Source organism: Sinomonas gamaensis (assembly GCF_005876955.1).
Classification (GTDB): Bacteria; Actinomycetota; Actinomycetes; order Actinomycetales; family Micrococcaceae; genus Sinomonas; species Sinomonas gamaensis.
On the sequence record NZ_SSCL01000003.1, the window covers coordinates 262,957 to 287,293 of the forward strand.

Annotated in this window: 22 protein-coding genes; 5 read left to right on the forward strand and 17 right to left on the reverse strand. The window is 66.4% G+C overall.

Translation table 11 applies throughout. The annotated features are described in order from the left end of the window. Positions 1–51: 51 nt before the first annotated feature. The gene (gene glgX / locus E5679_RS05980) at positions 52–2,154 is read right to left on the reverse strand and encodes a glycogen debranching protein GlgX (RefSeq protein ID WP_138414153.1); all 2,103 of its coding nucleotides are present in this window, start codon (positions 2,152–2,154) and stop codon (positions 52–54) included. Positions 2,155–2,315: 161 nt separating this feature from the next. Between glgX and E5679_RS05985 the strand changes: the two genes are divergently transcribed. After that, positions 2,316–2,657 (forward strand): hypothetical protein, encoded by a 342-nt coding sequence (locus E5679_RS05985; protein ID WP_138414154.1) that lies wholly within the window; start codon positions 2,316–2,318, stop codon positions 2,655–2,657. Between the two features lie 4 nt (positions 2,658–2,661). Further along, entirely contained in the window at positions 2,662–3,513 is an 852-nt protein-coding gene (locus E5679_RS05990; protein ID WP_138414155.1) for a nucleotidyltransferase family protein, read from the forward strand. A 9-nt stretch (positions 3,514–3,522) separates the two neighbouring features. Here the strand turns inward: E5679_RS05990 and E5679_RS05995 are convergent, their stop codons facing one another. The 11 genes from E5679_RS05995 to E5679_RS06045 form a co-directional block, all read right to left on the reverse strand. Next, the gene (locus tag E5679_RS05995) at positions 3,523–4,647 is read right to left on the reverse strand and encodes a glycosyltransferase (protein ID WP_212746909.1); all 1,125 of its coding nucleotides are present in this window, start codon (positions 4,645–4,647) and stop codon (positions 3,523–3,525) included. A 26-nt stretch (positions 4,648–4,673) separates the two neighbouring features. Next, entirely contained in the window at positions 4,674–5,612 is a 939-nt protein-coding gene (locus E5679_RS06000; protein WP_138414157.1) for a glycosyltransferase family 2 protein, read from the reverse strand. Further along, positions 5,609–6,691, reverse strand: coding sequence for a glycosyltransferase (locus E5679_RS06005; protein ID WP_171042259.1), 1,083 nt, complete (start codon positions 6,689–6,691; stop codon positions 5,609–5,611). Before E5679_RS06005 ends, E5679_RS06000 begins: the two co-directional genes overlap by 4 nt. Before the next feature lie 257 nt (positions 6,692–6,948). Further along, positions 6,949–8,109, reverse strand: a complete 1,161-nt coding sequence (locus E5679_RS06010) for a hypothetical protein (protein WP_138414159.1) — start codon at positions 8,107–8,109, stop codon at positions 6,949–6,951. Further along, positions 8,106–9,197 (reverse strand): glycosyltransferase family 4 protein, encoded by a 1,092-nt coding sequence (locus tag E5679_RS06015; RefSeq protein ID WP_138414160.1) that lies wholly within the window; start codon positions 9,195–9,197, stop codon positions 8,106–8,108. Before E5679_RS06015 ends, E5679_RS06010 begins: the two co-directional genes overlap by 4 nt. After that, entirely contained in the window at positions 9,188–11,431 is a 2,244-nt protein-coding gene (locus tag E5679_RS06020; RefSeq protein WP_138414161.1) for an N-acetylneuraminate synthase family protein, read from the reverse strand. Before E5679_RS06020 ends, E5679_RS06015 begins: the two co-directional genes overlap by 10 nt. Further along, a complete protein-coding gene (locus E5679_RS06025; RefSeq protein ID WP_138414162.1) occupies positions 11,428–12,138 on the reverse strand; it encodes an acylneuraminate cytidylyltransferase family protein in 711 nt (236 codons plus the stop codon). Before E5679_RS06025 ends, E5679_RS06020 begins: the two co-directional genes overlap by 4 nt. Next, positions 12,135–13,220, reverse strand: coding sequence for an RNA-binding protein (locus E5679_RS06030; protein WP_212746910.1), 1,086 nt, complete (start codon positions 13,218–13,220; stop codon positions 12,135–12,137). The genes E5679_RS06025 and E5679_RS06030 overlap by 4 nt, the downstream gene beginning before the upstream one ends. Further along, entirely contained in the window at positions 13,217–14,230 is a 1,014-nt protein-coding gene (locus E5679_RS06035; RefSeq protein ID WP_138414163.1) for a CgeB family protein, read from the reverse strand. The genes E5679_RS06030 and E5679_RS06035 overlap by 4 nt, the downstream gene beginning before the upstream one ends. Next, a complete protein-coding gene (locus tag E5679_RS06040; protein WP_138414164.1) occupies positions 14,227–15,150 on the reverse strand; it encodes a glycosyltransferase family 2 protein in 924 nt (307 codons plus the stop codon). The genes E5679_RS06035 and E5679_RS06040 overlap by 4 nt, the downstream gene beginning before the upstream one ends. Then, positions 15,150–16,925 carry an ABC transporter ATP-binding protein gene (locus tag E5679_RS06045; protein ID WP_171042260.1) on the reverse strand — a complete coding sequence of 592 codons (1,776 nt, stop codon included), beginning with the start codon at positions 16,923–16,925 and terminating at the stop codon, positions 15,150–15,152. Before E5679_RS06045 ends, E5679_RS06040 begins: the two co-directional genes overlap by 1 nt. A gap of 273 nt (positions 16,926–17,198) precedes the next feature. Here E5679_RS06045 and E5679_RS06050 point away from each other — a divergent pair, with 273 nt between their 5' ends. Both E5679_RS06050 and galE read left to right on the forward strand, forming a co-directional pair. Further along, positions 17,199–18,656: a sugar transferase gene (locus tag E5679_RS06050; RefSeq protein ID WP_249335983.1), complete on the forward strand. Its 1,458-nt coding sequence runs from the start codon at positions 17,199–17,201 to the stop codon at positions 18,654–18,656. Position 18,657: 1 nt separating this feature from the next. After that, a complete protein-coding gene (gene galE, locus E5679_RS06055; protein WP_138414166.1) occupies positions 18,658–19,671 on the forward strand; it encodes a UDP-glucose 4-epimerase GalE in 1,014 nt (337 codons plus the stop codon). 20 nt (positions 19,672–19,691) lie between these two features. On the opposite strand, the gene E5679_RS06060 is transcribed toward galE, so the two are convergent. The 4 genes from E5679_RS06060 to E5679_RS06075 all read right to left on the reverse strand — a co-directional run bounded on the left by E5679_RS06060 (position 19,692) and on the right by E5679_RS06075 (position 23,739). Beyond that, positions 19,692–20,645, reverse strand: coding sequence for a TlpA family protein disulfide reductase (locus tag E5679_RS06060; protein WP_138414167.1), 954 nt, complete (start codon positions 20,643–20,645; stop codon positions 19,692–19,694). Positions 20,646–20,669: 24 nt separating this feature from the next. Beyond that, positions 20,670–21,170, reverse strand: a complete 501-nt coding sequence (locus tag E5679_RS06065; protein ID WP_171042244.1) for a hypothetical protein — start codon at positions 21,168–21,170, stop codon at positions 20,670–20,672. A gap of 110 nt (positions 21,171–21,280) precedes the next feature. Next, positions 21,281–22,327, reverse strand: coding sequence for an AraC family transcriptional regulator (locus E5679_RS06070; RefSeq protein ID WP_138414169.1), 1,047 nt, complete (start codon positions 22,325–22,327; stop codon positions 21,281–21,283). Beyond that, entirely contained in the window at positions 22,324–23,739 is a 1,416-nt protein-coding gene (locus E5679_RS06075) for an NAD(P)H-hydrate dehydratase (protein ID WP_138414170.1), read from the reverse strand. The genes E5679_RS06070 and E5679_RS06075 overlap by 4 nt, the downstream gene beginning before the upstream one ends. Positions 23,740–23,787: 48 nt before the next feature. On the opposite strand from E5679_RS06075, the gene E5679_RS06080 reads away from it, so the two are divergent. Next, the gene (locus E5679_RS06080; RefSeq protein ID WP_138414171.1) at positions 23,788–23,970 is read left to right on the forward strand and encodes a hypothetical protein; all 183 of its coding nucleotides are present in this window, start codon (positions 23,788–23,790) and stop codon (positions 23,968–23,970) included. On the opposite strand, the gene E5679_RS06085 is transcribed toward E5679_RS06080, so the two are convergent. Continuing rightward, on the reverse strand, positions 23,948–24,298 hold the full coding sequence (locus E5679_RS06085) for a holo-ACP synthase (RefSeq protein ID WP_138414172.1): 351 nt from the start codon (positions 24,296–24,298) through the stop codon (positions 23,948–23,950). The genes E5679_RS06080 and E5679_RS06085 overlap by 23 nt on opposite strands. Positions 24,299–24,337: the final 39 nt, after the last annotated feature.

Sequence of the window (24,337 nt, forward strand, 5' to 3'; positions counted from 1 at the left end):
ACCCGGGTGCCTCGCATCATAGCGACGGGTGATGAACCTCGCGTTACCGTCTCAATCGTCGACCGCCTCCAGGACGACCGCGCTTCGAGCCGGAACCACAAACTCCTCCCCCGCCCCTGTACGTTCCCCCACCAGCGCCGAACTACACGTAGTCAGCACAGTTGCCCATTTACGCGGGAAATAGCCGGCTGGGATCGTGTAGGAGACGTCGTTGTCGGCCGCGTTGAGGATGACGAGCATGTCGGAGTCAGCGCTTGCCCCACCGGGTCCCGGGACGGCGCCGCCATTGAGGAAGAAGGCGAGCGACTTCGCCCAGTCCTCGTCCCAATCGCCCGCCCCCATGGGTGATCCGTCCGCGTCCAGCCAGACCACGTCGGGCAGGGGGTCGCCCTCGGCTGGTGCCACGGGAGTGCCGTCGAAGAAGCGCCGACGGCGGAACACTGGGTGTTCCGAGCGGAGCCGGACGAGCCGCCGCACGAACTCCAAGAGCTCGTGGTCGCCGTGCGGCCAATCGATCCACGTGGTGGGATTGTCCTGGCAGTAGGCATTGTTGTTGCCGCCCTGCGTGCGACCGAGTTCGTCGCCGTGGGAGAGCATCGGAACTCCCTGGGCCAGCATGAGCGTCAGGAGGAGGTTGCGCTGCTGCCGCGCGCGGAGTTCGAGGACGGCCGGATCGTCGCTCGGTCCCTCGAACCCGCAGTTCCACGATCTGTTGTCGTCGGTGCCGTCGCGATTGTCCTCGCCGTTGGCCTCGTTGTGCTTCTGGTTGTAGGAGACGAGGTCACGCAGGGTGAAGCCGTCGTGGACGGTCACGAAGTTCACGGACGCCGAAGGACGCCTACCCTCCTCTTCGTACAGGTCGGCCGATCCGGCGAGGCGCGTCGCGAGCTCGCGGAGCTTTCCCGGCTCACCGCGCCAATAGTCCCTCACGCAATCGCGGAATTTGCCGTTCCATTCGACCCACTGGGGCGGGAAGTTGCCCACTTGGTATCCGCCTGGTCCTACATCCCAGGGCTCGGCGATGAGCTTGACCCTGGACAGGACCGGGTCCCGGGCCACGAGCTCGAAGAATGGCGAGACCATATCCACGTTCCCGTCTTCCCTGGCAAGGGCAGACGCCAGATCGAACCGGAATCCATCCACGTGCATTTCGGTGACCCAATAGCGCAGCGAATCGACGACGAGCCGCAGGGAGAGGGGATGCCCGAGGTTGAGCGTGTTTCCCGTTCCCGTGTAGTCCATGTAGTAGAACTCGTCGCCCGGGACGAGGTGGTAGTACGCCGCATTGTCCAGCCCTCTGTACGAGAGGGTGGGCCCCAGATGATTTCCTTCGGCGGTGTGGTTGTAGACGACGTCGAGGATCACTTCGATCCCCGCCTGGTGGTAGGCCTTGACCAGGTCCTTGAATTCCGCGATTTGCTGGCCCCGGTCGCCGCTCGACGAATATTCGTTGTGCGGGGCGAAGAAGCCGATGGAGTTGTAGCCCCAGTAGTTCGACAATCCCTTGCCGGTGAGGATGGGATCCTCGAGGAATTGGTGGACGGGCATGAGTTCGATCGCGCTCACCCCGAGGCTCGCGAGATGGTCGACGACGGCGGGATGGGCCGCGCCGCGATACGTCCCCCGGAGTTGGGCCGGCACAGCGGGATGAAGCTGTGTAAGCCCTTTGACGTGGGCCTCGTAGATGACCGTCTCGTTGTAGGGATGCCGTGGAGGGGCATCCTGTTCCCAGTCGTACTCGCCGTGATCGCACACGATCGACAGGAGGGCGCAGGGGAGCGAATCGGTCGGATCGAGGGTAGCTGGTTCCCCGAACACGAACGCGTGAACTGCCTGCTCGCCCCCGTAGCGTCCTGCAACGGCGAGCGAATAGGGGTCGAGCAGCAGTTTGGCGGGATTGAATCGGAGGCCGCGTTCGGGCTGCCACGGGCCATGGACGCGATAGCCGTAGAGCTGCCCTTCGCGGACGCGGGCGACTTCTGCCTCCCAGCGGACTGCACCGTCCGCCTCCCCTGCCTTGGTGAGGTCCGAGCAGGACTCGGCTCCGTCGTCGTCAATGAGGCAGACCTCGACCCGCTCGGCCTCCACGCCGGTCGCCACCGCGAAGGCGACGCCGATTTCAGTCAGACGGGCGCCGTATGGCTTGTCCTCCATGGGCCGACACTATCCCACTGCCCCGACACTGGACGGAAGCCGCACATCGACATAGCTTGTGTGACTGGCGTCATGATGTGATGCCTCCGTAACATCCATGACAAGTGTTTGCGTAACCGCTTACACTGTCACTGGCATCGAAGATTACTTGGGGGGTCGCCATGAGCTTCCGCAGCCTGGCGCTCGGGGATAAGGTCACATTCCTCGATACTGGCCCGACTCCCTTCAATGTGCGCGCCATTTCCCCTGACCAACGCGTCGTCATCCTGAGCCGCCCCGTGGAGGGCACGGATGCGGTCGAGTACACGATGATCGATTGGGACCGGGACGCCCGTGGCCTCGACGGGACCTTCGGCAAGGGGCATCTCGTGGGCTCGGGCGTCCATCGGAATCTGTGGCGCTTCTTCCGCGGAGTCTCGGCGGATGCTCCGGCAACTCAGTCGGTGATGGATTTCACCCGCTGGGTCAGCCTCTCGATCACTGCGGTGAACGGACGCCCCTGACGTGATGGCCCACGTCGATCTGCCGCAGGCCGACCGCATCCAGCTGGCCCATGCCCTCATCGAGCACCTCGCCATAGAGTCCGGCGTCGACCTTCTGCACATGAAGGGATACGCCGCTCACGGCAGCCTCTACGAGGAGGGCCGCGTCAGCAGTGACGTGGATGTGCTCGTCCGGCCACCCGATGCCGCGCGGCTCGCCGAAGTCCTCCTCGCGGACGGGTGGGAAGCCGTCACGTCGTTTCGGACGGGCTCCGTCTTCCAGCACGCGATGACGCTCTGGAACGAGCAGTGGGGGCACGTCGACATTCACCGGAGCTTTCCCGGGGTCGGGCTCGAACCTGAGGCCTTCTTCGAGCTCCTCTGGGCCCGCCGCGACTCCACTCAGATAGCAGGCCGGCCCTGCCGGGTACCCGTGCTCCAGCACCAGGCGCTTCTCATCGTCCTCCATGCGGCCCGAGACCCGCACCGCGGAGCATCCGATGTGGATTTCGTCAGGAAGGCTCTCGGACGGGAAGAGTGGGAGCGTCTCGAGCTGCTCGCCGAACAGGTCGGCGCCTCGATCACGTTGGCCGCCGCCACGGGTCGGCTCGCTGAGTGGCAGGGGCACCCCGACCATGACATCTGGCACGTGGCGTCCCGAGGAGGGACCCGCGTCGAGTTTTTCCGGGCCAGATGGCGGGCGTCCCGGTCCGGCCGGGAACGGTGGGCTCTGCTCCGAGGGCTCCTGGTGGTCAACCGGGACCACCTCCGGATGAAACTCCTGCGGGAGCCCCGCCCCGCGGACTACGCCACCGAGCTGCGGGAACGAGTGCGCGAAGCTGTTCGGTCCCTGACGGCGGGACGATCCACGACCTGACCGCCGCTCTCACCGCGTGGTCTTGGCGAGGTAGGCCACCTCTGCCCGCAACCAGGTGCGGAAGCGTTCCTCCGAGAAGTCCTCAACGCGAGCTTGGATGATTTCTGCGTCCCACTCCCCCGCGTCGAAGGCGAGGACGGCCGCACGGATGGCGTCCGCCGTCGGCCGTTCAATGAAGCGGCCCGTGACCCCCTCAATGATGGTGTCGAGATACCCACCCGCCCGCAGGGCGATGGTCGGCTTGCCCCAGGCGCCCGCCTCGAGCGGCGTGATGCCGAAGTCCTCATGCGACGGCGCCACGAGGGCCTTCGACCGAGCATAGGCCCACCGCATCTGGCCGTCGCTAAGCCCTGACACAAGTCGGACGTTGTCGGGCAGCCGCCCGTACAAGGCGGTTCGGAGGGGGCCATCACCGATGACGAGGAGCCGCTCGCTCAGGCCACGGAAAGCCTCGACTGCCTGGTCCACGTTCTTGTACGGCAGGAGCCTCGACACGACGAGGAAATGACCGCCCTCTCCCACGAAATCCTCGAGACCCTCGACTGTCTCCACAGGTCCCGCGACGTCTACGCTGTGCGGTGGATGGAAGAGGGCTGCCTCGAAGCCATAGACCTCTCCGATGCGATCTCTCACCACGGTCGAGTTGGCCACGTAGCGGTGCGCCCTCGCCGCCGCCCATCGATCCCATGGGACAAGCAAGGGCTTCAAGGAAGCGAGGGCGAGCGCCGCCGGATTCCGTTTCCCTCCAGGGCCGAGGTACTGGTCCGAAAGGTAGAGCCAGCGCGCCGGCGAATGACAGTAGACCAACCTCCGTCCCGCAGTCCGGAACCCGTGCGCCCACCCGCTCGAGGAGGTGATGACGACGTCGGCCGGAACCTTGAGCGCGTGCGCCGCGGGGGCGAGGAGGGGCAGCGCGGAGCGATGGTTCCGACGGAAGACCCGGAGGCTGTTCAGCGGTGAGGTCACGACGTCGGCCGTGCGGAATTCGGGGTAGGTGCCGTCAGGGTCGTAGAGCGTGGTGTAGATCTTGGCCTCGGGGAAGGCCCGGAGCATGGCGAGCACCACTCGCTCCGCGCCTCCGCGCTGTGTCAGGTAATCGTGTGCGATCGCGACGACCGGCTGCTTCTCCCCCATCATTCCCCTCGTGAAACGAGTCCCCTTCAGAACGCGGCCCGTGCCCGGGACGGGTAACGGATCCCGGCAAGTCCCGCCGATTCGACGCCGAGGGCGATGAGTTTCTCCGCCACCCCCGACGGCAGGAGCCGAGCGAGCCCATCGACCGCGCGGCCATACGCGGCAAGGGTTCGCTCCGTGGCGATTGCGCTGCCTGCGCCGACCATCCGGTTCCACAGGCCGCCCCCGGACTCCCGGTCACCGAGAGCCTCGCGTCCGTGGATGTCCTCGAATGCCTCGCGGGCGGCGCCCGAATGCAGTGCACGAAGAGCGCGGACAGCGGTGGTGGTGGATGCGCCGTGGTGGCGGGCGATGAGCTCCGGCGCGACGATGACGGGGATGCCTGCGGCGTGAAGCCGGTAGCCGAAGTCCACGTCCTCCCACCCGTAGCGTCGATAGCGGCGATCGTAGCCGCCGAGCTCGCGATGCACGCTCGCGCTGACGGAGACGTTGGCTGCCCAGAGCCGCCAGGTTCTCTCGGGCGGAAGGGCGAGCGCCTCGGCGAGCGCCCGCTTGTCGGCCTTCCTTCCATAGGCCCGGGCGTAGGGCGTCTCGGGCAACACGTTGGTGGTGAGTCCGACGACGCCGCAAGGGCCCTCCGCATGGCGGGTCACGTGCCCCGACACGAACCCCGGCAGGGGTTCGAGGTCATCGTCGGAACGGATGAGGATCCCGCCAGCCGCTGCCTCTGCCCCGGCGTTGAGGGCGGCCGACCGCCCCCTGTTCTCAGGGAAGACGATCGTCCGCACATCGAGCAGATCGCGCCAACGGTTCACCTCCTCCTCGCTCCCGTCGACGTCGCCGTCTACGACGACAAGCACTTCGAAGTCCATGGAGTCCTGCGCGGCCAGTGCAGCGAGGAGGACTGGGAGGCGCCGGACGCCGCCACGCGTGGGCACAATGACGGACGCCGCCGGACCGATCACGTGGCTGCCTCAGCCTTCGGTGCAGCCGTACCCTCCGGCAGCAGCCCCAGCGATGTGAGCAGGTCGCGGAGGGCCTCCCTTCCGACCTCCGGCGAGAAACGTTCGGCCCATCGCATATGGGCGCGTTCGACGACGTCGCTCGCCGGCAGCGCGGAGGCCGCCGCGGCAATGGCATCAGCGAGCGAGCGCGGGTCGCCTGCCCGGGCAATCCAGGGATGGTCCGGGCCGACGACCTCCGGAAGAGCTCCGGCGTCCGAGACGACGACCGGCACCCGCGCCGACATTGCCTCGGTCACCACCAGCCCAAACGGCTCCTCCCACAGCGAGGGCACCACGAGGATGTCGATCGTTCCGAAGAACTCGTCCGGGAGCATCCAGCCGAGCTGCTGGACGGAACCCGACAGCCTGCGCAGGCGGTTCTCGATAACCACCCGCTCCCGTGCGTCCACAAAGCGCGGCTCTCCTGCCACCCGGAGGAAGTATTTTTCCTGCCCCCTCCGGCGGAGCAGGCTGACGGCGTCGGCCAGGATGTGGACTCCCTTCGCCTCTGACGGGCGCCCCAGGAATCCTAGACGGAGCGGACCCTTGCCCCGGGGAACGACGACCCGCTCGAGGGCGGGGGACCAATTATGGAGGACTTTGGCCCCCGAGATCCTGCTGGCCATGAATTCGGACGGCACCACTGTGGCCATTGCCCCGAGGCGAGCGACCGTCACCGCGGCACGCTGCGGTCCTGCTGGAAGCTGGTGCAGGTGAACGATTCGGCGGGCCATTCCGGACGTTGCCGCCGCTGGGACCAGCCCGTTGCACCACAGCACCCCCTCGGGGTGCTCTTTGCGCCAGCGGCGCAGCACGTGCATGTACTCGGCGCGGCCTCGCACGCGCAGCGCCTCGACCGTGAAGCCGCGGTTCCGCGCCGTTTCGACGAGGCCTGCGGGAGTGTCCATGCCGACGACGAGCGGTTCTTTCCCGAGTTCACGGAGCGCTTCGGCAAGCGCAAGGAGCATGACCTCGCCGCCGGCGATATCGCCATTGTTGGCGGCGAGGACAACCGGAAAATCAGAAGGAGGATTTGTCATGTTCACTGTCCCCATGTCACTCGACTACCAAATCTCACGCCCGTACACCGCTCACGCGTTCATCGAATTGGCGGCAACCACCGAATGACCGCGTGCCCGGGGATGGAATGCACCACTCACGAGAATAGCCGGTCCGATCGGCCCGCACGCGGGCGCCGCATCCAACACGCCGGTGCCGTTCGTCCGGCCCGAGGACGAGAGCCGGGGAGGCCAGCTACGACGGCATCCGAGGCCCACTCTTGTCCCAACGAATAGTTTCATTCTTCCACCGCCGCTGCTGCTTTTTCGCATTTCGGCGGCGCCAATCCGCGTTGCAGTCCTATTGCCATAACGCAGCCCAGAAGGAGGAATACCGGAAGCGCAAGGAGAACTTCACCGAGCCTTGAAGCGCAAAATAACAGCGCAATGGCGGCGGCTTCCAACGCAATCGGAGGCCGCATATGCGTCGCCCTCAGAAGTGGGAGCGCGACGGCGATGAGAACACCGGTGACGGCGACGAGAAGGATCCAGCCTCCTTCTACATACAGCCCCAGGAAGGAGTTGTGGAAGAACCATGACCTCCCATCGAGGTAGACGGTGGCCTCACCGAGTCCAAGTCCATACGGCGGGGCGCCCTCGGCCTTCTGCCATGACGCTTCGTCAATGCGCGATCGGAGAAGATCGGTGCCCTTTCGGTCACTGAAGATCCATGCGTGGGCAAAATTGGCCTCGAGATACTGAATTCCGGCGTAGAGCGCCGCGAACATCGGGAGATGAAACGGGAGCGGAAGCCGTCGCCGCACCAACACCCACAGAGAAGCGGCGGCGAGCGCAGCTATTGACGTCCGCGACCCCGTGAGGAAGACCGTCACCCCAGCAAAGACGAGCAGAGCAACGCGCCATCGCGCACGGCTCACGCAGGGCAGCGCGAGAAGGGGCACTGTCGCATAGAACAGGCCCGCGACGTTCTTGTCGCCCAGGAACCCCGTGAGAAGGCCCCCGTAGCTGTCCGGGGCGAGCCGCAAGTAGAAGAGCAGCACGTTGACGGCGAGCCCGGCGAGAAGACCCCGCAGCCCGGACCACACGTCCAGCCTCCCGGTTGCGATCTGGAGCGACAGCACGACCATCGCCACAAGGCGGACCGTACGCCTGAACCAATCCACCTCATTGACCCAGGACTCGATGACGCAATAGGCAAGCAGGATCGCCCAGAAGGGGATGTACCAGCCGTATCGAGTGAGCGGTCGGGCGGGCGAGCGGAAGATGCCGACTGCAACGAGAGCAACGGCCGCCAGTTCCGAAAGGGGAACCGAGACCGGCAGTACGGGTACGCCGAGGCCGTCAAAGATCAGAAGGAAGAACAGGCTGAATTCAACGCCCCGCACGCGGTCCCGTCTTGGCGGTGCCTTCTCGTGCACCGCTACCGTCGCTGCGGTCATAGCAGGGTTCCGTACGCCGCGGCTATTCGCGCCGTCATCTCTTTCCTCGAGGGCCAGCCCTCAGGCAACGCCGGTCGCGCCTCGTTGCCAACCTGGCGGACGATGGCCGCCGCCACGGCCCGGGAATCAGTGGCGCGCGCCAGACAGACCTCGGGCAGGATTTCGGGGTTGCCTCCCACTGGGGTCGCCACCACACCGAGGCCAGCTGCAACAGCGTCGAGCAGCGTATAGGAACAGTTCTCCCAGGCCGAGAGCTGGATGACGACGTCCGCTGCGGACATCGCCTGGGACGCGTCGAGGAACCCGGGGAACGAGACCACATGCTCGAGGCCTAACGCCTTGGTCATCGCCTCAGCTGCCTCCCGCTCTGGTCCTTCCCCCGCCACCGTGAGACGCGCGCCTGGATCGCGCCTCTGGAGTTCGGCGAAGGCATGCAGGAGCTCCGGGAGCTGCTTCTCGGGCGAAAGACGGGAGAGCGAAAGAACTCGAGGCGAGGAACGGGGTGGCCGCGGCTGCGGGCGTCTGGTTGCCTCCACGCCGTTGGGAATGATCACTGGATCCACAGGCGGACGCCACTTCTCCAGCATGGCCTGTCGGGTCGCCCGGGAAACAGCGATCGTGAGGTCGGTCCTCCGGAGGCGCCATGAATGCACTAGCGCTCTGACTCGTGCCCTCCGCCGCGTTCGGTGGTAGAGCTTTTCGTCCCCCGCGATGCCGTGCTCTGTCGTGGCCAGAGAAATTCCGGTCAGAACCCTCGCAACGGCAGCGACAACGTCGGCATAGGCAAGGTGCGAATGGAGGACATTGGGTCGAATAGCCGCGACGTGTTTCAGCAGGGTCCGTACTGATCGGACCAAGCCGGCCTCGGGACCGAACGGGCCGGTGACCACCGCCGCCCCCGCTGCTCGGAGCCGATGGGCGAGATCGCCCTCCGGGCACAGGACAATCAGACGCCAGCCTGGGATCCCGACCGTTGCCACATCGAGGACGTGTCGCGCGACGCCGCCGAGCCCACCGACTGGCACTGCCCAGAGAGTGGTGGGGTGGGCGCTGAGGCCCGGAGACCGCCGTCGTCCACTCAGAACCACTGCTCAAGCCTTTCGAGCGCGGTCCAAAAGCCCTCGCCGCTGTTCACGTGCCCTTGCCAGATCTCCGGAATGAAGCCCACCCCCGGGGCCAACCGGTCGAGCTGCTGCGCCAGCGCGCCCCAGTCAACTTCCCCTTCGCCCACTTGGATCCCTTCGCCGTCTACCCCTTTGGCGTCCACAAGGTGCAGGTGAACCGCGTGCGGGGCGAGCAGCTCGACGGCCTCCGAGAAAGGCATTCCGAGATGGTTGGCGGCCAGTTTGGAATGCGAGATGTCAAGGCAGAGTCCAACTCCGGTGGAACGCGCGAATTCAGCAGTGTCAGCCGGATCGAGGAACAAGTTGTGGAACTGCTGGCCGCCCATGAGCCAGGGGTAGGGCGGCAGTGTCTGAGCTGCGAGCCGGATGCCACCTCTATCGAGCCGGGCGAGCGCGCTGGCGATCCGCTCGTACATTGCCGGCCGGCGTTCGGCGGCAACGTGAGCGTCGGTCGTGAAGCCGCCCATGGTCACGACCATGATCGGCTCGTCAGCGCGGCGGAACCACCGCGTGAGCGATCGGGTGACGTCGATGGTTCTCTGGACCTCGGCGATCGAACGCTCCCACACCACGTCATCGGGGGAGGCGAGGTCCACGATGAAATCACCCGAGAAGAGATCCGGGAGGTGGGTGGTGAAGCCCATGTCGAGCGGCTCGGTGAACACGGAGCCGACATCGATCTCGAGGTCCTTGTAGGAGAAATGGAACTCGAGGAAGTTCGGCGTGCAGTCGCGAACAAGGGCGGCATGGTCGTGATATCGGACGGGCAATCCCCACGGTCGGCGGAACGCGAAGTCACGACCCGACGGCACGACGTCGGCGAGATCACCGGCGAAGAAGAAGTCGCCTCTCGCGAGGTCCCGCCCGAGCGTCCGGCCCAGCAGCTGCGGCAGCGCGTTGGGCTGCAGCCCCCGCCCTGGACTCCTGACGTCGACATCGGCCTCGCGCACGATTTGTCCCTTTGAGAGGGGGCGCGCGGCCACCAGCGACTTCGCCAGATTGACGCGATTCATGAGCTCGCCCGTCGAGACTTCCCGCGGCGCGCTCTCCCCGATTGATTCCTCGGTCTCCCGAATCCAGCGGACCATCTCGGCGAACTCGTCTGGCAGGAGGGAGACCTTGTGATCATTCCCCTCCATCGACACGTCAACAGTGAAGTGCTTCTCGATGATCTTCGCTCCACGGGCCACTGCCGCCACCGGCACGTGGTATCCGCGCTCGTGCCCGGAGTACCCCACAACGCATTGCCCGATCTCAGCAAGCCGGTCCATGTAAGCCAGGTTGACGTCCTTGTAGGGCGCCGGATAGGCCGACTGGCAATGGAGCATCGCAAACGACGTGCCGAGGCCGCGAAGAAGGGCGGCAGTCTCGCGAATCTCGTCCTCGCGAGACATCCCCGTGCTGAGGACAAGCGGAAGTCCCCGTGAACCCGCGTCGCGCAGGAGCGAGTGATGGGTGAGATCGGCCGAGGCGATCTTGAGCGCTGGAATGCCGTAGTCGGCCAGCGCAGCCACGCTCGGCGTGTCCCACGGGGTGCACATCACGTCGATTCCTCGCTCCCGGCAGTGGTCGAAGACCGTGAAGAGGGCTTCGGCCGGGAGGGAGAACCGCGAGAGGAGATCGAGCGTGTACTGGGCGCCCAGGTCTTCGCCTTCGCTCGAAGCGCTCCCCTGCCGATAGAGGGCATCCAGGTCGCGGAGCTGGAACTTCACGGCGTCTGCGCCCGCGTCGGCCGCGAGGTCCACGAGATGCCGCGCAAGGTCGACCGACCCGTTGTGATTGTTGCCGATCTCAGCGATGACGAACGCGGGAAGACCTTCCCCGACATCGTGCGAGCCGAGCCGCAGAACGTCCGCGCGGTCGACAGCGACGGCGATGAGGCGCCCGCGATCATCGACGAGCGGGACGTGAGTGACTCCCGAGGACATCTGGGAACGCAGCTTCGTCAATGGACTCTTGTGATGTGCGCTGCGAACCGCACGGTTCGCCACGGCAAGTGCGAACGCGCCAAGATCCGCGCCGGGATTCTCTACGATCCAGCGCCGGAAGTCGCCGTCGGAGAGCGAACCCCTCAGAACACCGTGCTCGTCGACGCAGAACACGATGCGCTCCTGATTGGAGGTGATCTTGTGGAGCGCGGAAAGGACGGGATCCTCGGCGAAGACCACGTAGCGCGCAATGTCGCGTTCAATGATCATGACGCCCGCTCTCCCCCATCGAGTTCGGAGCGGAACCAGTCCAGATGCTGTTCCGCGATCAGCAGGTCCAGCTCCGTGTCGACGTCGACTCCCTCACGTTCGTCCATGACGAAGAGGCCGATCCTGCCGCCAAGCCGGCTTCCGCACTCCGAGTAGAGCGACGTCTTCGTGAGATACAGCGAGCCCGTCTCGCGGTACGCGTAGTCTTCGGCCGATAGATCCTGCCGCCGAGGACGCCGAGAAGGTTCGTAGGCGGCAATGGGATCCGTTCCCATCATCCAGAGGAAAGGCGTCTGGGGAACGACCCCGACGAGGGAATCGACGCCGCTCGCGTGGAATTGCTCGACTGCGCGGTCGAGCGTTCCCGCAAAACGGACCGGAGACGTGGCCTGCAGGAGCATGACGGCCTCAGGACGGCGCCCTTGCTCCACTCGGACCCCGATGGCATGGCGGACCACTGGTTCGGTCGGCGTCTCGTCACGAGCGAGGGTGGACGGGCGGAGGAACGGTACGTCGGCGCCGGCGTCCTTGGCCACCCCCGCGATCTCGGGATCGTCGGTCGAAACGAGGACGTCAAGGTCGGCGCGTGCGGCGAGCGCCTGCTCGATGGTCCACACAACGAGAGGCTTGCCCGCGACGACGCGGAGATTCTTCCGCGGAACCCCCTTGGACCCGCCCCGGACGGGTATCACACACAGAATGCTCATCTTCTCCCTCTGGAAGGTCTCGAGGTGTCCTCGACGCGCTGAAGCCCGGCCGCCCGGGCCACGTGATCGGCCACCGCCGCGGCGGGTTCCCTCTCCGGCCTCGGAGGCGCCGACGTCGGCCTTCTGCCCCAACGGCTCATGGAATACCGGTCCCAGAACTCCTCAAGCCACCGAGGTGGGCGTGGGTACGAGACCCAGGCCGGAACGCCCAGGGACGCGGCTTCTAGAACCCCTGTGGAGAACACGGACACCACCGGTCGCCCGTGCTCCCCGAGAGGCTTCGGCTCGCGGTCGATCCCGATCCCTGCCCTCTCCCAGAGGCGGTGCTGGAGCCGCGAGGCAACATCTCCCTCGGCGGGATGCGGTCGGTACTCGGCGCCATGGGCGCGGCAGAACGCCTCGGCAGCGCTGGCCTTGGCCCTGCGCGGAAGCTCCGCCCCATGGAGCTGGCCGAGATAGAGCAGGCGAGCGCAGGCATCGTCCGTGAGGGCGACCCCCTTTGAACCCGCCGCCCACAGAAGCTGCGACCCCACGGTGACACTCAGGATGTCGTCACGCCCAGACGCCGCGAACGCCGCATCGGCATCGCTGAACGCGAGCAGGCGCGCGTTGGCCGGCAAAGGCGGTGCGTGCGGGGTGAGCAGGCCATGCTGCACGACGACGCGCTCAGCCTCGAGCTTCTCCGCCCAGGCCTCTGCGAGCGCACCGTTCGGAAGGTGATGGCCAACCGACAGCACGGCACGGACACCGACGAGCGCCTCCGGGACAACGTCGTGTCCGGCTGGCTGATGCCAGTGCCAGTCGCCGGAGGGAAGCACCCCTGAGAGCCGACCTGGAGCCAAGACCGCGACGTCGAGGTCGGCGAGCAGCGCAAGCGGCCGCACCAGCGAAGAAAGCTGGGTGGGCGTCAGGGCATCGACGGCGACGAGGATCGCGGGCGAGGTGCCTCGAACGGCGAGCCACGGCACGGATTGAGGCCGACGGCGGAGGGCGGCACGGATCCGTCGTAGAGGAGCCTGCCTGCCCTGCCATCGCCTCCACGCCTCGACATCCCGCGGATGGATGAGCCCACTGCGCGTCATGCCCAGAGCCCATCCACTCGAGCGACCCGATGGGCAAACGTGTGCTCTGCCAGGCTTCGGCGCCTTCCAGCAGCCCGGATCCGCTCGGACCATGCGCGGTCTCGCTGCGCCCGCCCCGCGAGCTCGACCAGTTGCTCCTCGCTCTCGAAGACCAAGGTCTCCGTTCCGATGTCATAGAACTCGGCCACGTCTGCGCGATCGACGAGCTGTAGGCCGCCCATTCCAGGAACTTCGAAGGACCGCATCGAAAGCCCTGCCTGCGGGCCATGGATGTTGACGGCGGCAGCGGCTTCCCCTTGGACCGCATAGGCGGCTTGGAGCGCAATATCGCGCTCGGCGGGGATGTCGGGCCGACCGATCTCCCACGTCCGCAGCCGGTCCAAGGGGTGATGTGACCATTGGCGGCCATACGCGCGCACAGGCAGCCCGGCTTGGCGGAGCCGGGTGAGCACGGCGACCCGATTGGCGTATCGGGCGCCGACGAAGACGATCTCGCCGGTACGCCTAGCGGAGGGTTCCGCAAGGTCTGGATCGAAAGCGTTCGGAACGAAGGTCGCATTGATCCCACAGCCGACAAGGTGCTCCGCCTCGCTCCGGGCGTAGCTCACCACCGGGCCGATCTCGCGGAGGAAATGCAGGGTGTAGCGATGTCGCGCCAGGTCGTCGTAAAGCCACAGGATCCGTGGCAGTCTCCTGCGGACGACCTCGTCCCAGAAGGCGCTACCGAGGGTATCCCCCTTGACAACGATGAGCCGGTCCGGGCCAGTGGACCGCAGCGCGGTGAGGGCGCGATGCGTCGCCCAGGCGGCGGCGTGCGCGTGGCTGTCGGCTCCGAGACGGCGTGGCAGCTCCACCGCCACTTTGTTGCGCACCTTGTCGCGGAGCGTCTCAAAAGCGTCGTACGAATGCGTCACAACCTCGTAGCCACGCCGCTCGAGGGCACGCGCGATGGAGCGGTGGTAGCCGTGGAAGGCGGGGGTCACGAGGAGCACACGGGGCTGACGACTCATGAAGGCCGCCTTCGCAGATAGCCGACTTCTTGCCGGAAGGTGGCCACCGCCCGGACATCTCGCCCAGCCGCTTGACGAATCGCGTTGGCGGCCAAGTTGAAGGCAGAGGCAGCAAGGAGCGCTGATCGAAGCCGAACCTCCCCGCCCCACTTGCTCGCATAGGCCAGGCGCGACTCCACCAGCCACTGCCGTCGCGCTGCGGGGTCCGAGGAACCGCCTCCGTCGTGGATCACCTCGACGCCTCCGGCGAAGACGGATAGTACGCCGAGTGCCCTCAACCGCCGCTGGAGATCGACCTCCTCGCAGTTCATGAAGAACCTCTCGTCGAAGCCTCCTACGGCTCGGAACTCCTTCACCGGGATGAGGAGCGCCGCCCCCACCAGCCAATCCACTGGAATCGAGACACCGTCCGAACATCTGGTGTCGTGCCCCACCGCTTCATGGAGGAGCGGGCGATGGCGATGGCGGGCCAAAGGCGTAAGCCACTCGACCGCCTGATGTCCAACTGTGGGGAAGTGCCTCCCAACCCACTGCGGCTCACCGCTGCGCCCTCGAACCTGCGGACTGACCACGGCGGGCTGCCAGGGGAGGGCAGCGGCGAGGAGGTCGGCGACGAACGTCGGGCCGATCTCGAGATCGCTGTTGAGGACCAGCGCGAATTCGGTCTCCACGTTCTTGAGGCCGCTGTTGACCGCCGAGCCGAAGCCTCCGTTGCTGCATCGACGGACGACGAGGACATCCTCGGTGTCTGGAAAAGGCACCGGCGAGGCGTCGTCGCTCACAATGATGCGTGCGGGGCGCACCGATTCCTGCGTCTGGAGGGACCTGACCAGAGCGAGTGTCTGTGCTGGCGCGCCGTAGTGCGGAATGACGGCAGAGACCCGAAGGGACCTCTTGTCTGGAGCGTCTTCCGCAGCCACTAGACCCGCCCCAGCGAGACGAGCTCCGAGAACTGCGGACTTTGCGCCTCGACCTCCGAGAAGGTCCCCTCGGCGGCAACGGATCCATCGGCCATGAAGACCACGGTCCCGGCCTTGCGGACCGTGGAGAGCCGGTGCGCCACGATGACGACGGTCACCAAACCGCTCAGCCTTTCGATCGTTTCGGTGATCCGCTGTTCGGTGGCATTGTCGAGCGCAGAGGTGGCCTCATCGAGGACCAGCAGACGGGGTCGCCGATACAGAGCCCGCGCTATTCCCACTCTCTGACGCTGGCCCCCGGAGAGGCGGACGCCGCGCTCCCCTAGGCGCGTGCCGAGGCCAAGTGGAAGATCATCGAGGACGGGCTCGAGTTGAGCAAGGCGGACCGCCTCGCTGAGCCGCTCAGGGTCGGCGGTGCCATTCTCACCGAGCGTGATGTTGGCTTCCAGGGTGTCGTCGAGGAGGAAGACGTCCTGTGGCACAACGGCAATCCCCGAATACCAGCCGTTGAGATCTTCCTGGATGTCGCGTCCCCCGCACGTGATCCTGCCGGCCGTGGGCGTCAGGAGCCCGAGCACAAGGTCGAGGAGTGTGCTCTTCCCAGCGCCGCTCGAACCGACGAAAGCCGTGGTTGTCCCGTGTTTGATCACCGTGGACACGTTGCGGAGGACGGGTTGCCGTGAGTCTGGGAAGGAGTAGGTGAGCTGATCCACGACGAGGTCGCCGTCGTAGAGGACGGACGGCGGGCCCGCAGAATGCTGGCCCTGCTGCTCGAGCTCGTTCAGCTCTGCGCAGAGGACCGAAAGCCCATGCTGCCCCGAGCGGATCAGTCCTGTGGTGGCGACCAAGCGATTGACGGTCGGCAGGATTCTGGTCGACCCCGCCGCGAAGACCCCGATGACCGCCACGGCCTCACCGGGCGCCTGGGTGGCGAACAGGACGCCCGCGATGAGCCCGATTCCAACCACGAAGGAAACCTCGAGCACATACTTCGGCAGCTCCGAAGCCAGCGATTGCTCGCGGCGAGCTCTTGCCCGCTCCGTCTTCGCGCGGCTGAACCGAGCGATGAGCATGGCTGCGGCCCCCGCGAGCCTGACCTCTCGGAACCCGCTGATACCCGGCATGAGTGCAGCCCATGCTTCGAGTTCTGTCTGGGCGACGACCTTCCCGATCCGACGAAATCTCGGACGCAGCACGCGTTGGACGGCCCAGCCGGAGCCTGCAATCACGAGCACGGCGAGTGCCGTCGCGATCGGAGAGACGAAGACCAGGATCACGGCAATCGCCGCCAGGGTCAGGGCGTCGGTCAGCCAGTTCAGAAGCCCTTGCACGACGTGCGAGAAGGTCTGTGGCACGAAGGACTCGATGCTTCGGTGAACTTCGCCGAGTTTCCGCTGGCGATGAGCCCAGTACGGTGCCTGGAGATAGCGGCGCATGAGCTCGGTCGATGCCTCGGTCTCCAACTGGGCGGTGAAGCCCAGCTGCCACCAGCGGAAGACGATGGTTACCAGGCTCTTGAGGACGAACGCACCTGCCACCACCGCGGCGATGGCTGGAACGAGGACCTGGGGTTCCGACGAGCCCACGGTGTTCGCAGCCACCTGCACGAGGGGCGACGCAGAGGCGCCGGTGACAACCTGCATGAGCGGGAGCATCGCCGCGACACCCAGCATGTCGAGTCCGGCCACGACGAAGGAACCCACAACTGAGAACACCGTCCCACCCGCCACGGGACGACGAACGAGTCGACGGACGGCCTTCAACTGGTTGATCACAATTCCCCCATACACACCTAAAACCGACAATGCCGTGCAAATTTTCCTGCACGACGAACGGCCGGTCCCATTCAAACGCATTCCCGAACCACGGAGATCGCCATGCTCGCCTCATCTCAGTGGTGGCATTCCGCTTTAGGCTCAAACGGGGCTGCCGGGCTGCCCCGCAACAGAAGCGTGGGCGTATTCAGGGGAACAATGAGCGAGAATGCGGTGGTGGCCAATCTCCCGCCACAGGCACGGGACAAAAGCGAACTATTCAATAGCACGAATGTGACCAATCCCTTCGCAGGGAATCCAACTGGCAGTCTGGCACTGCGCCCCGCAGCATGGCTCATGGCCTTCGATCTCGCATCCGTCACGTGGGCCGTCGCGGGCGCGCAGCTCCTCAGATTCGGTGTCGAGGACACGAGTGTGGGAGTCGGTTCGCGCCAGATCCCCTATGCGCTCGTGAGCGCGGTCCTGATCGCGCTCTGGTGGACCGTCCTTGGCCTTGCCGGCAGCCGCGACAAGCGCGTCCTCGGTTACGGCCCGGAAGAGTACAAGCGGCTCACCTCCGCCTCCCTGTGGCTGTTCGGCGCCATAGCCGTCCTCTCCTACGTCCTGCAGCTCGAGACCGCCCGCGGCTACGTCGCAGTCGCGCTTCCACTCGGGCTCGCGAGCCTTCTGTTCGGACGCTGGATCCTGCGGAGTATGCTCATCGACGCCCGGCACCACGGCGCCGACCTGCGACGCGTCCTGATCGTCGGTTCTGCCGAGAGCGTCCTCCACTTGGAGCAGCAACTGGGCAGACATCCCGAGGCGGGCTACGAGCCCGTGGCGGCCTACGTCACGAATCTCCCGTGCGAGGCGAACATGCTGGGGAACCTCCCCGTTCCCGTGCCCCGCAGAAGCCCTGACCTCGACGGCGTGCTTGCCGCTACCGACCTTGCCCGCGCAGACGCCGTCGTGATTTCCGGCGGGGCGCCGCTCGATCCCACTGCACTTCGGCATCTCGGATGGGCCCTCTCGACCCGGGATATCGGGTTGGTCATGGCACCCGCCCTCACCGACGTCGCGGGTCCCCGCATCCACACTCAGCCCGTTGCCGGTCTGCCCCTCATCCACGTGACCACTCCACGCCTAGAAGGAGCGAAGGGAATCGCCAAGCGAGGGTTCGATCTGACCGCGGCGACGGCCCTCCTTGTCCTCCTCGCTCTACCGATGGCGCTCATCGCGGTCCTCGTGAAGATCGATAGTGCAGGACCAGTGTTCTTCCGCCAGACCCGCATCGGGCGGGCAGGCGAGCCCTTCCGGATGCTCAAGTTCCGCTCGATGGTGGTGGACGCCGAAATGAAGCTCGACAGTCTCAGAAGCCGCAACCAGGGAAGCGGTCCGCTGTTCAAGTTGAAACAAGATCCCCGGGTCACTCGACTCGGGAGATTCCTGCGCCGATATTCGCTGGATGAATTGCCGCAGCTGCTGAATGTCATGAGCGGCAGCATGAGTCTCGTCGGTCCTCGCCCTCCCCTGCCCCAGGAAGTTGAGCAATACGACAAGTCCGCCCATCGACGCCTCCTGATCAAACCCGGCATTACCGGGTTATGGCAGGTCAGCGGCCGCAGTGACCTTTCGTGGGACGACTCCATCAAACTGGACCTCTATTACGTAGAGAATTGGTCGATGATCCAGGATCTGATGATCCTTCTTCGCACGGCGGGCGCGGTGACTGGCAAAAACGGGGCGTACTGATATGCGGATCCTGGTGACGGGCGGGGCCGGGTACATCGGCTCCCACACCGCCCTGGCTCTGCTCAACTCCGGACATGACGTCACAGTTCTGGACAACTTCTCGAATTCGGTCCCAGAGGCGATCTGCCGCGTGAGCGAGTTGGCAGGCAGAAGGCTCCAGGTCATCGAGGCCGATCTCGGGGACCCGCAGACCATCAAAAGAGCCCTCGCCAGAACCCGCCCTGCCGCGGTGATCCACTTCGCTGGGCTGAAATCCGTCGGCGAATCACATTCGCAGCCTCTGCGATACTTCTCCAACAATCTGAGCGGCACCCTGAATCTCCTCAATGCGATGCAGGAGACGGACCTCGGGCGCCTGATCTTCTCGTCGTCGGCCACCGTCTACGGGGTGCCAGACGAAGTTCCGGTGAAGGAGGATCATTCGCTGAGCACCACCAATCCCTACGGCCGAACGAAGCTCGTCGGCGAGCAACTACTCGCTGACCTAGCGGCCTCGGATGTTCGCTGGTCATTCGCCGTCCTCCGCTACTTCAATCCGGTCGGCAGCCATCCGTCGGGCCGCATTGGCGAAGACCCTCGAGGCACGCCCAGCAACCTCGTCCCCTACGTGGGCCGGGTGGCAGTCGGGCGCGAACCTCTGGTGAACATCTTCGGCGGCGACTATCCCACACCGGACGGAACGGGCGTGCGCGACTACATCCACGTCGAGGACCTTGCTGCCGGCCATCTCGCGGCCCTCGAGTGGGTACTGCAGCATTCCGGCATCGGTGTGTGGAACCTCGGCACGGGCCAGGGCCATTCGGTGCTCGAGGTCATCCGGATGTACGAGCAGGTCTCAGGGCAGCGGATCCCGCGACGCATCGTCGCGAGGCGGCAGGGCGACGTGAGCAGCAGCTACGCGGACCCGGCCAAAGCCGAACGCGAACTGGGCTGGACCGCACGACAGGGGTTGCGCGAGATGATCGAGGACCACTGGCGATGGCAGAGCCGCAATCCGATGGGATACGGGGGTTAGGACGGGCACCTGAGCACAACTCAGTGAGGGGCCGGCAGGAAACCCTCGACGGCGTCCACGAATTTCTCGATGCTCGCCAGGCCCTCCACGAGTTCGCTCGCCACCGTGCCGTCATGTGAGAGCAGCACTGCGGCGGGCATAGGCCCCACACCGAACGCCTCGCGCGCTGCCCCCGCTCCCAGCATGTGCAGCGCGAGGCCTTCAGGCACCGTGAGCTGAGACGTGTCTGCCGACGTAGCCACCATCACCGTCACGCCCTGTAGCCGGTCCGCCCAGGCCGCGGCGCGCACTGCGGCCTCCTCGCAGGCACCGCACCCCGCCTTCGTGAAGACCATCAGAGCTGGCCGGCCACCGACAAGTTGCGGCAGTGTTCGGACGTGCCCGGTCACGGCAACGAGCTCGACATCGGGCACGGGGCGACCGGTAAGCCGTGGCGAGCCTCTCGCCCACTCGGTTCTCCTCGACCGCGCCGCCGGACCCAGGATCGCGACCGCAAGGCAGAACATCCAGACTCCGTCCGATAGCGTCGCCGACCCGAGAGATGCCAGAAGTCCATGCCCGCCTAGACCCGCGAAGCCAGCGCCCACGGATACCACCACGAGCGCGGCGTTGCGCGCCACGTCCCTCAGGGACATAACAGATCCTCCCGAGCCGAAGCAGGGGCAGGGGGTCTGGATGCCGTGGTGAACGGCGCGCGCGAGGAGCCACACGAAACCAGAGAGGACGACGGCGGAGACCGCACCGAGTGCCGTCAGGACTGGACCCCGCGCTAGGAGGAACCCCGCCGACAGCACCAGCTCGAAGCAGGCGAGCGTCCGGATCAAGCGAACGCTCGCGAATCGTGGTGCGACGCCCAACTCGCGGGCGTTCCTCGCCGAGGAATCCGCCGAGCGCAGCTTGAGAGTTCCGGAGACTCCGTACAGGGCAGAGAGGCATCCGGCCGCGAGGAAGGCGAGAAGCTCCTCAAAGCCCATGGCACACCAGCACGCAAGGCTCAGTCAGAGGCACACAAGTGACCTGAGGCCGATGTTGAGCTGAACGAGCGCAGAAAGCGCGGCAGAGTCCGGCGCCTCGACTGCCGGATTCGCCGGGTGATCGTTGCCGTTGAGCTGGAGCGTGTACGTGTAGATCAGTCCTATGGTGATGAGCTGGCCCATGAGGTCGAGCGTCACGTTGCTTCCCTGCACGAGCGGCGCGTTCAGCGTGAGCAAGGCGGAGGAGCCGCTCAGCAGCGAGATCGCGAGGAGAGAGCCCGGGCTGGCGCCGAGTGCGCTGATCGTCAGCAACGAGTTCGATGTCAACGTGAAGCTCGTGCCGGCGGGAACAGTGCCCTGCACAGCAGTGATGGTGAACTTCAGCTGCGGCTGCCCCAGTATTCCGAGCAGTCCGGTCGTGCACGTTCCGGTTACCCCCACGTCCCAGAATCCCTGGGAGGCTGCTGCCCTGGGAGCGGCGACTGCCGCGGCGATGACCGGTGCGGCCCATGCTGCGCTTTTCACGACTCGACGACGTTCGACCGCGGGCGGTTGTAGCTCAACAGTTCTTTCCATGATGGTCCCCCGACCTTCCTCAGTCCGTGGGCACGTCCCCGCGTGCCTGTCCCCCAGTTCTACAAGGACGGCTGAGGTTGATTGGGCGCCTCAGGCGAGAACTGTCGCAACTCGTCCTGAGGCATGTCGCGTCCTGTCTCTCCTGACGAAACATCCGGCGTTGAAACGTCGTGCGACGGAGCATCACGCGACGGAGCATCAGACATCGAGTCCACCAGGGCCCTGTGCAGTGACTTCGCGGACCCGAAGCCGGCGAGCTCCGCGATCCCGGAGCTGGTCACCGCCGCGAAGCGGGGGTCGCGGAGGAGTTCGCGGGCGTACTCGGTGCGGAGGCGGCGAATCGCCGTCGCAACGGCGTCGCCGCGCTGGCTGAACTCGCGTTGGAGGTGACGCAGGGAGACATTGAGGCTGACAGCGATGCTGGCGGGAGTCAGGCGTCGGTCGCCCTTGCGCGTCTCGATCAGGGCCACCGCGGCAGCGTAGAGGTCGCGCCCCCCATGGGGACACGGCAGCGCAGCCTTGTGCTCCAAGGCCAGCCCCGCCGTCATCTCCTCGAGCAGTCGCTCGATCCGGCGCCCCGCGCTGGGCTCGGGTGCCTCGGTCTCGGACACGGCCCCGACGAAGTCCTTGACGGGTCCCACGATGGATCGTTGCGCCAAGAGCCTCCCGCATTCGAGCGGAAGAACAGCCCCATGGTCGGCCAGGACGCTGAGCGGCACTTTGACGACCGTCAGGAGGGTCTGGAGCGGCCATTGGACTACGAGGTCGGCACGCGGTTGAAGAAAGAAGGCCTGGCCAGGGCCGAGCCTTTCGGTGCCTCCGCCGCAGTGGAGGCTCACCATCCCTCGCTCCACGAAGCCGAACAGCACCCCTACTCCCAGACTCCCGGCGCCCACTCGGACTTCACCAGGATGCGCAGCGAGCCTGAACGCAGACGAGCGCTCAAACCGCACCCCTTCCGCCCTGATCGCCCAGCCGTCCGAGCCGTCCAGGACCAAGCCCTTCGCTGCAAGGTCGTCCGCGGTCCAAATGCGCCCTCCGCCAGCCGCGCCCGCGGCTCCGGCAATGACCCTGAAGCGGTCAGGGGCGCGGCGGCTGGATGTCACCGGCTGAGCCTGGCAACCGATTCCCGAACCGCAGCCGCGAGGGCACCGGCACCGAAGGGACCTCCTTCGGCCGCGATGCGGCCAGCGCGACCGTGGATCAGGGCGGCGGCAGCGGCAATCTGGACCGGTCGCTCGTGGGGGATGGTGGCCAGCAGGGCGCCGAGAATTCCCGTCAGGGTGTCGCCCGACCCGGCCGTAGCGAGATAGGGGTGTCCGGAGGCCTGGACGTAGGTCGTACCGTCGGGAGCCGCGCAGACCGTGACGGGCCCCTTGAGGAGCACCGTGGCCCCAACATGTTCGGCGGCGAAGCGTGCCCAGCGAAGGGGCTGCTCCTCGATCGCCGCGCGCTCGGCCTCGATCCCCATGCGCGAGAGAAGATGCGAGAGCTCCCCTGCGTGGGGCGTCAGCACGGCGCGGCCGTTAAGGTGCGCTCCGGGAATCCCGTTGAGTGCCGAGGCATCGATCACCAGGGGCAGCCCCGACCCTGCGGCCTCGTCGACCGCTCGGTGCTGATCGGCGTCGTCCGCGATCCCGGGACCCACAGCCCACGCTTGAACACGCCCCTGAGGGGCGCCCGATGCCACCACTTCAGGGTGAGCGGCGAGGACGGCACGCCGCACGCTTTCGGGGCCGATGAAGCGGACCATGCCCACTCCGACTGCGAGCGCCGCGGACGTCGCCAGCACCGCTGCCCCCGGATACTGGTCCGACCCTGCGACGATGCCCAAGACCCCCCGACTGTATTTCTGCCAGTCTTCCCGCGGCTCCGGAAGGAGCGCGCGAACATCCTCAGGCTCGAGGACGAGGACGTCAGGACGAGGCAGCTCGGGTGTGAGGCCGATGTCGACCACCTCGACCCGGCCGGCGAGGACCCTCCCCCGTCCGACCAGGAGCCCCGTCTTGAGCGCTCCGAAGGTCACCGTGACGTCCGCCTCCCAGACGTCCTCGGATGCCATCCCCGTGTCGGCGTCAACGCCGGAAGGGAGATCGCAGGCCACGACAAGGCCCTCGGGGCGGGGAAACGGGGCGCGGTACTCCCCCGACGCGCCTGTTCCGAGCACGGCGTCCACCACCAGCTCGGCGGGCTCGAGGGCCTTCTCGATGCGTCCGCCTGCCGCCAAGAACGCCGCAAGGCCATCGGAATGGGCCGTGCTCGAGGCGAGCACCGCCGTCGTCCGCACCCCGCGCCTTGCGAGCTCGGCGAGGGCGAAGAGGGCGTCGCCGCCGTTGTTGCCTTTGCCGACGACGGCGGAAACGCGCGCTCCGTAGAGCGAGCCCCGGGCGCGGAGCAGCTCGGCGACGAGGACGCGGTACAGCCCGTGCGCGGCCCTTGCCATGAGCTCAGGGCCCAGCCGCGCCAGAAGCGGGCGTTCGGCCTCGCGGACCTCCGTACCGGTAAAGGCCGTGATCATAGGGCGAGTCTAGACTTTGTCCCGGACCACGGAAGTTGGGGGTACCTCGTGAAGAATCCGGTCGGAATTGCCGTCGTCGTCGCCGTTGCGTCGTATATCGCGGCGCATCTTGTCACCAACGGATCCTCAGATCCAGCGCTCCTCGCGTGGGGGGCGTGCGGGGTCTTCGGGGTGGTGTTCGGACTCGCGACCGTCGGGCGTCTGAAGCTCAGCTCTCGGCGACGACCATAGCGGTGGCGATGCCGCCGTCGTGCGACATGCTCAGGTGCCACGTCCGCACGCCGCGATCCTGGGCGACGGCGAGCACCGTGCCCTTGATCTGGATCGTTGGCCCCGAGGCGTCCAAGCCGATCCAGCAGTCTTGCCAGTTCATTCCTGCCGGAGCGCCGAGGACCTTCGCCACCGCTTCCTTCGCGGCGAATCGGGCTGCCAGCGAGCGAGTGTTGAGCTCGCGCTCAGCCGGAACGAACAAGCGGTCCCTGAGTCCCGGGGTGCGCTCGAGCTGACGCTCGAACCGATCGACGTCCACGACGTCCACTCCGATGCCGACGATAGCCATGGGCCCCACTGTATCGGTCGGCGAGGGCTAGGGTGGGCC

What these genes read in the sequence shown, in the direction of transcription:
- glgX (WP_138414153.1), bottom strand. Translation starts at nt 2,154, where the DNA reads ATGGAGGACAAGCCATACGGCGCCCGTCTGACTGAAATCGGCGTCGCC.
- E5679_RS05985 (WP_138414154.1), top strand. Translation starts at nt 2,316, where the DNA reads ATGAGCTTCCGCAGCCTGGCGCTCGGGGATAAGGTCACATTCCTCGAT.
- E5679_RS05990 (WP_138414155.1), top strand. Translation starts at nt 2,662, where the DNA reads ATGGCCCACGTCGATCTGCCGCAGGCCGACCGCATCCAGCTGGCCCAT.
- E5679_RS05995 (WP_212746909.1), bottom strand. Translation starts at nt 4,647, where the DNA reads ATGGGGGAGAAGCAGCCGGTCGTCGCGATCGCACACGATTACCTGACA.
- E5679_RS06005 (WP_171042259.1), bottom strand. Translation starts at nt 6,691, where the DNA reads ATGACAAATCCTCCTTCTGATTTTCCGGTTGTCCTCGCCGCCAACAAT.
- E5679_RS06010 (WP_138414159.1), bottom strand. Translation starts at nt 8,109, where the DNA reads ATGACCGCAGCGACGGTAGCGGTGCACGAGAAGGCACCGCCAAGACGG.
- E5679_RS06020 (WP_138414161.1), bottom strand. Translation starts at nt 11,431, where the DNA reads ATGATCATTGAACGCGACATTGCGCGCTACGTGGTCTTCGCCGAGGAT.
- E5679_RS06025 (WP_138414162.1), bottom strand. Translation starts at nt 12,138, where the DNA reads ATGAGCATTCTGTGTGTGATACCCGTCCGGGGCGGGTCCAAGGGGGTT.
- E5679_RS06030 (WP_212746910.1), bottom strand. Translation starts at nt 13,220, where the DNA reads ATGACGCGCAGTGGGCTCATCCATCCGCGGGATGTCGAGGCGTGGAGG.
- E5679_RS06035 (WP_138414163.1), bottom strand. Translation starts at nt 14,230, where the DNA reads ATGAGTCGTCAGCCCCGTGTGCTCCTCGTGACCCCCGCCTTCCACGGC.
- galE (WP_138414166.1), top strand. Translation starts at nt 18,658, where the DNA reads ATGCGGATCCTGGTGACGGGCGGGGCCGGGTACATCGGCTCCCACACC.
- E5679_RS06060 (WP_138414167.1), bottom strand. Translation starts at nt 20,645, where the DNA reads ATGGGCTTTGAGGAGCTTCTCGCCTTCCTCGCGGCCGGATGCCTCTCT.
- E5679_RS06075 (WP_138414170.1), bottom strand. Translation starts at nt 23,739, where the DNA reads ATGATCACGGCCTTTACCGGTACGGAGGTCCGCGAGGCCGAACGCCCG.
- E5679_RS06085 (WP_138414172.1), bottom strand. Translation starts at nt 24,298, where the DNA reads ATGGCTATCGTCGGCATCGGAGTGGACGTCGTGGACGTCGATCGGTTC.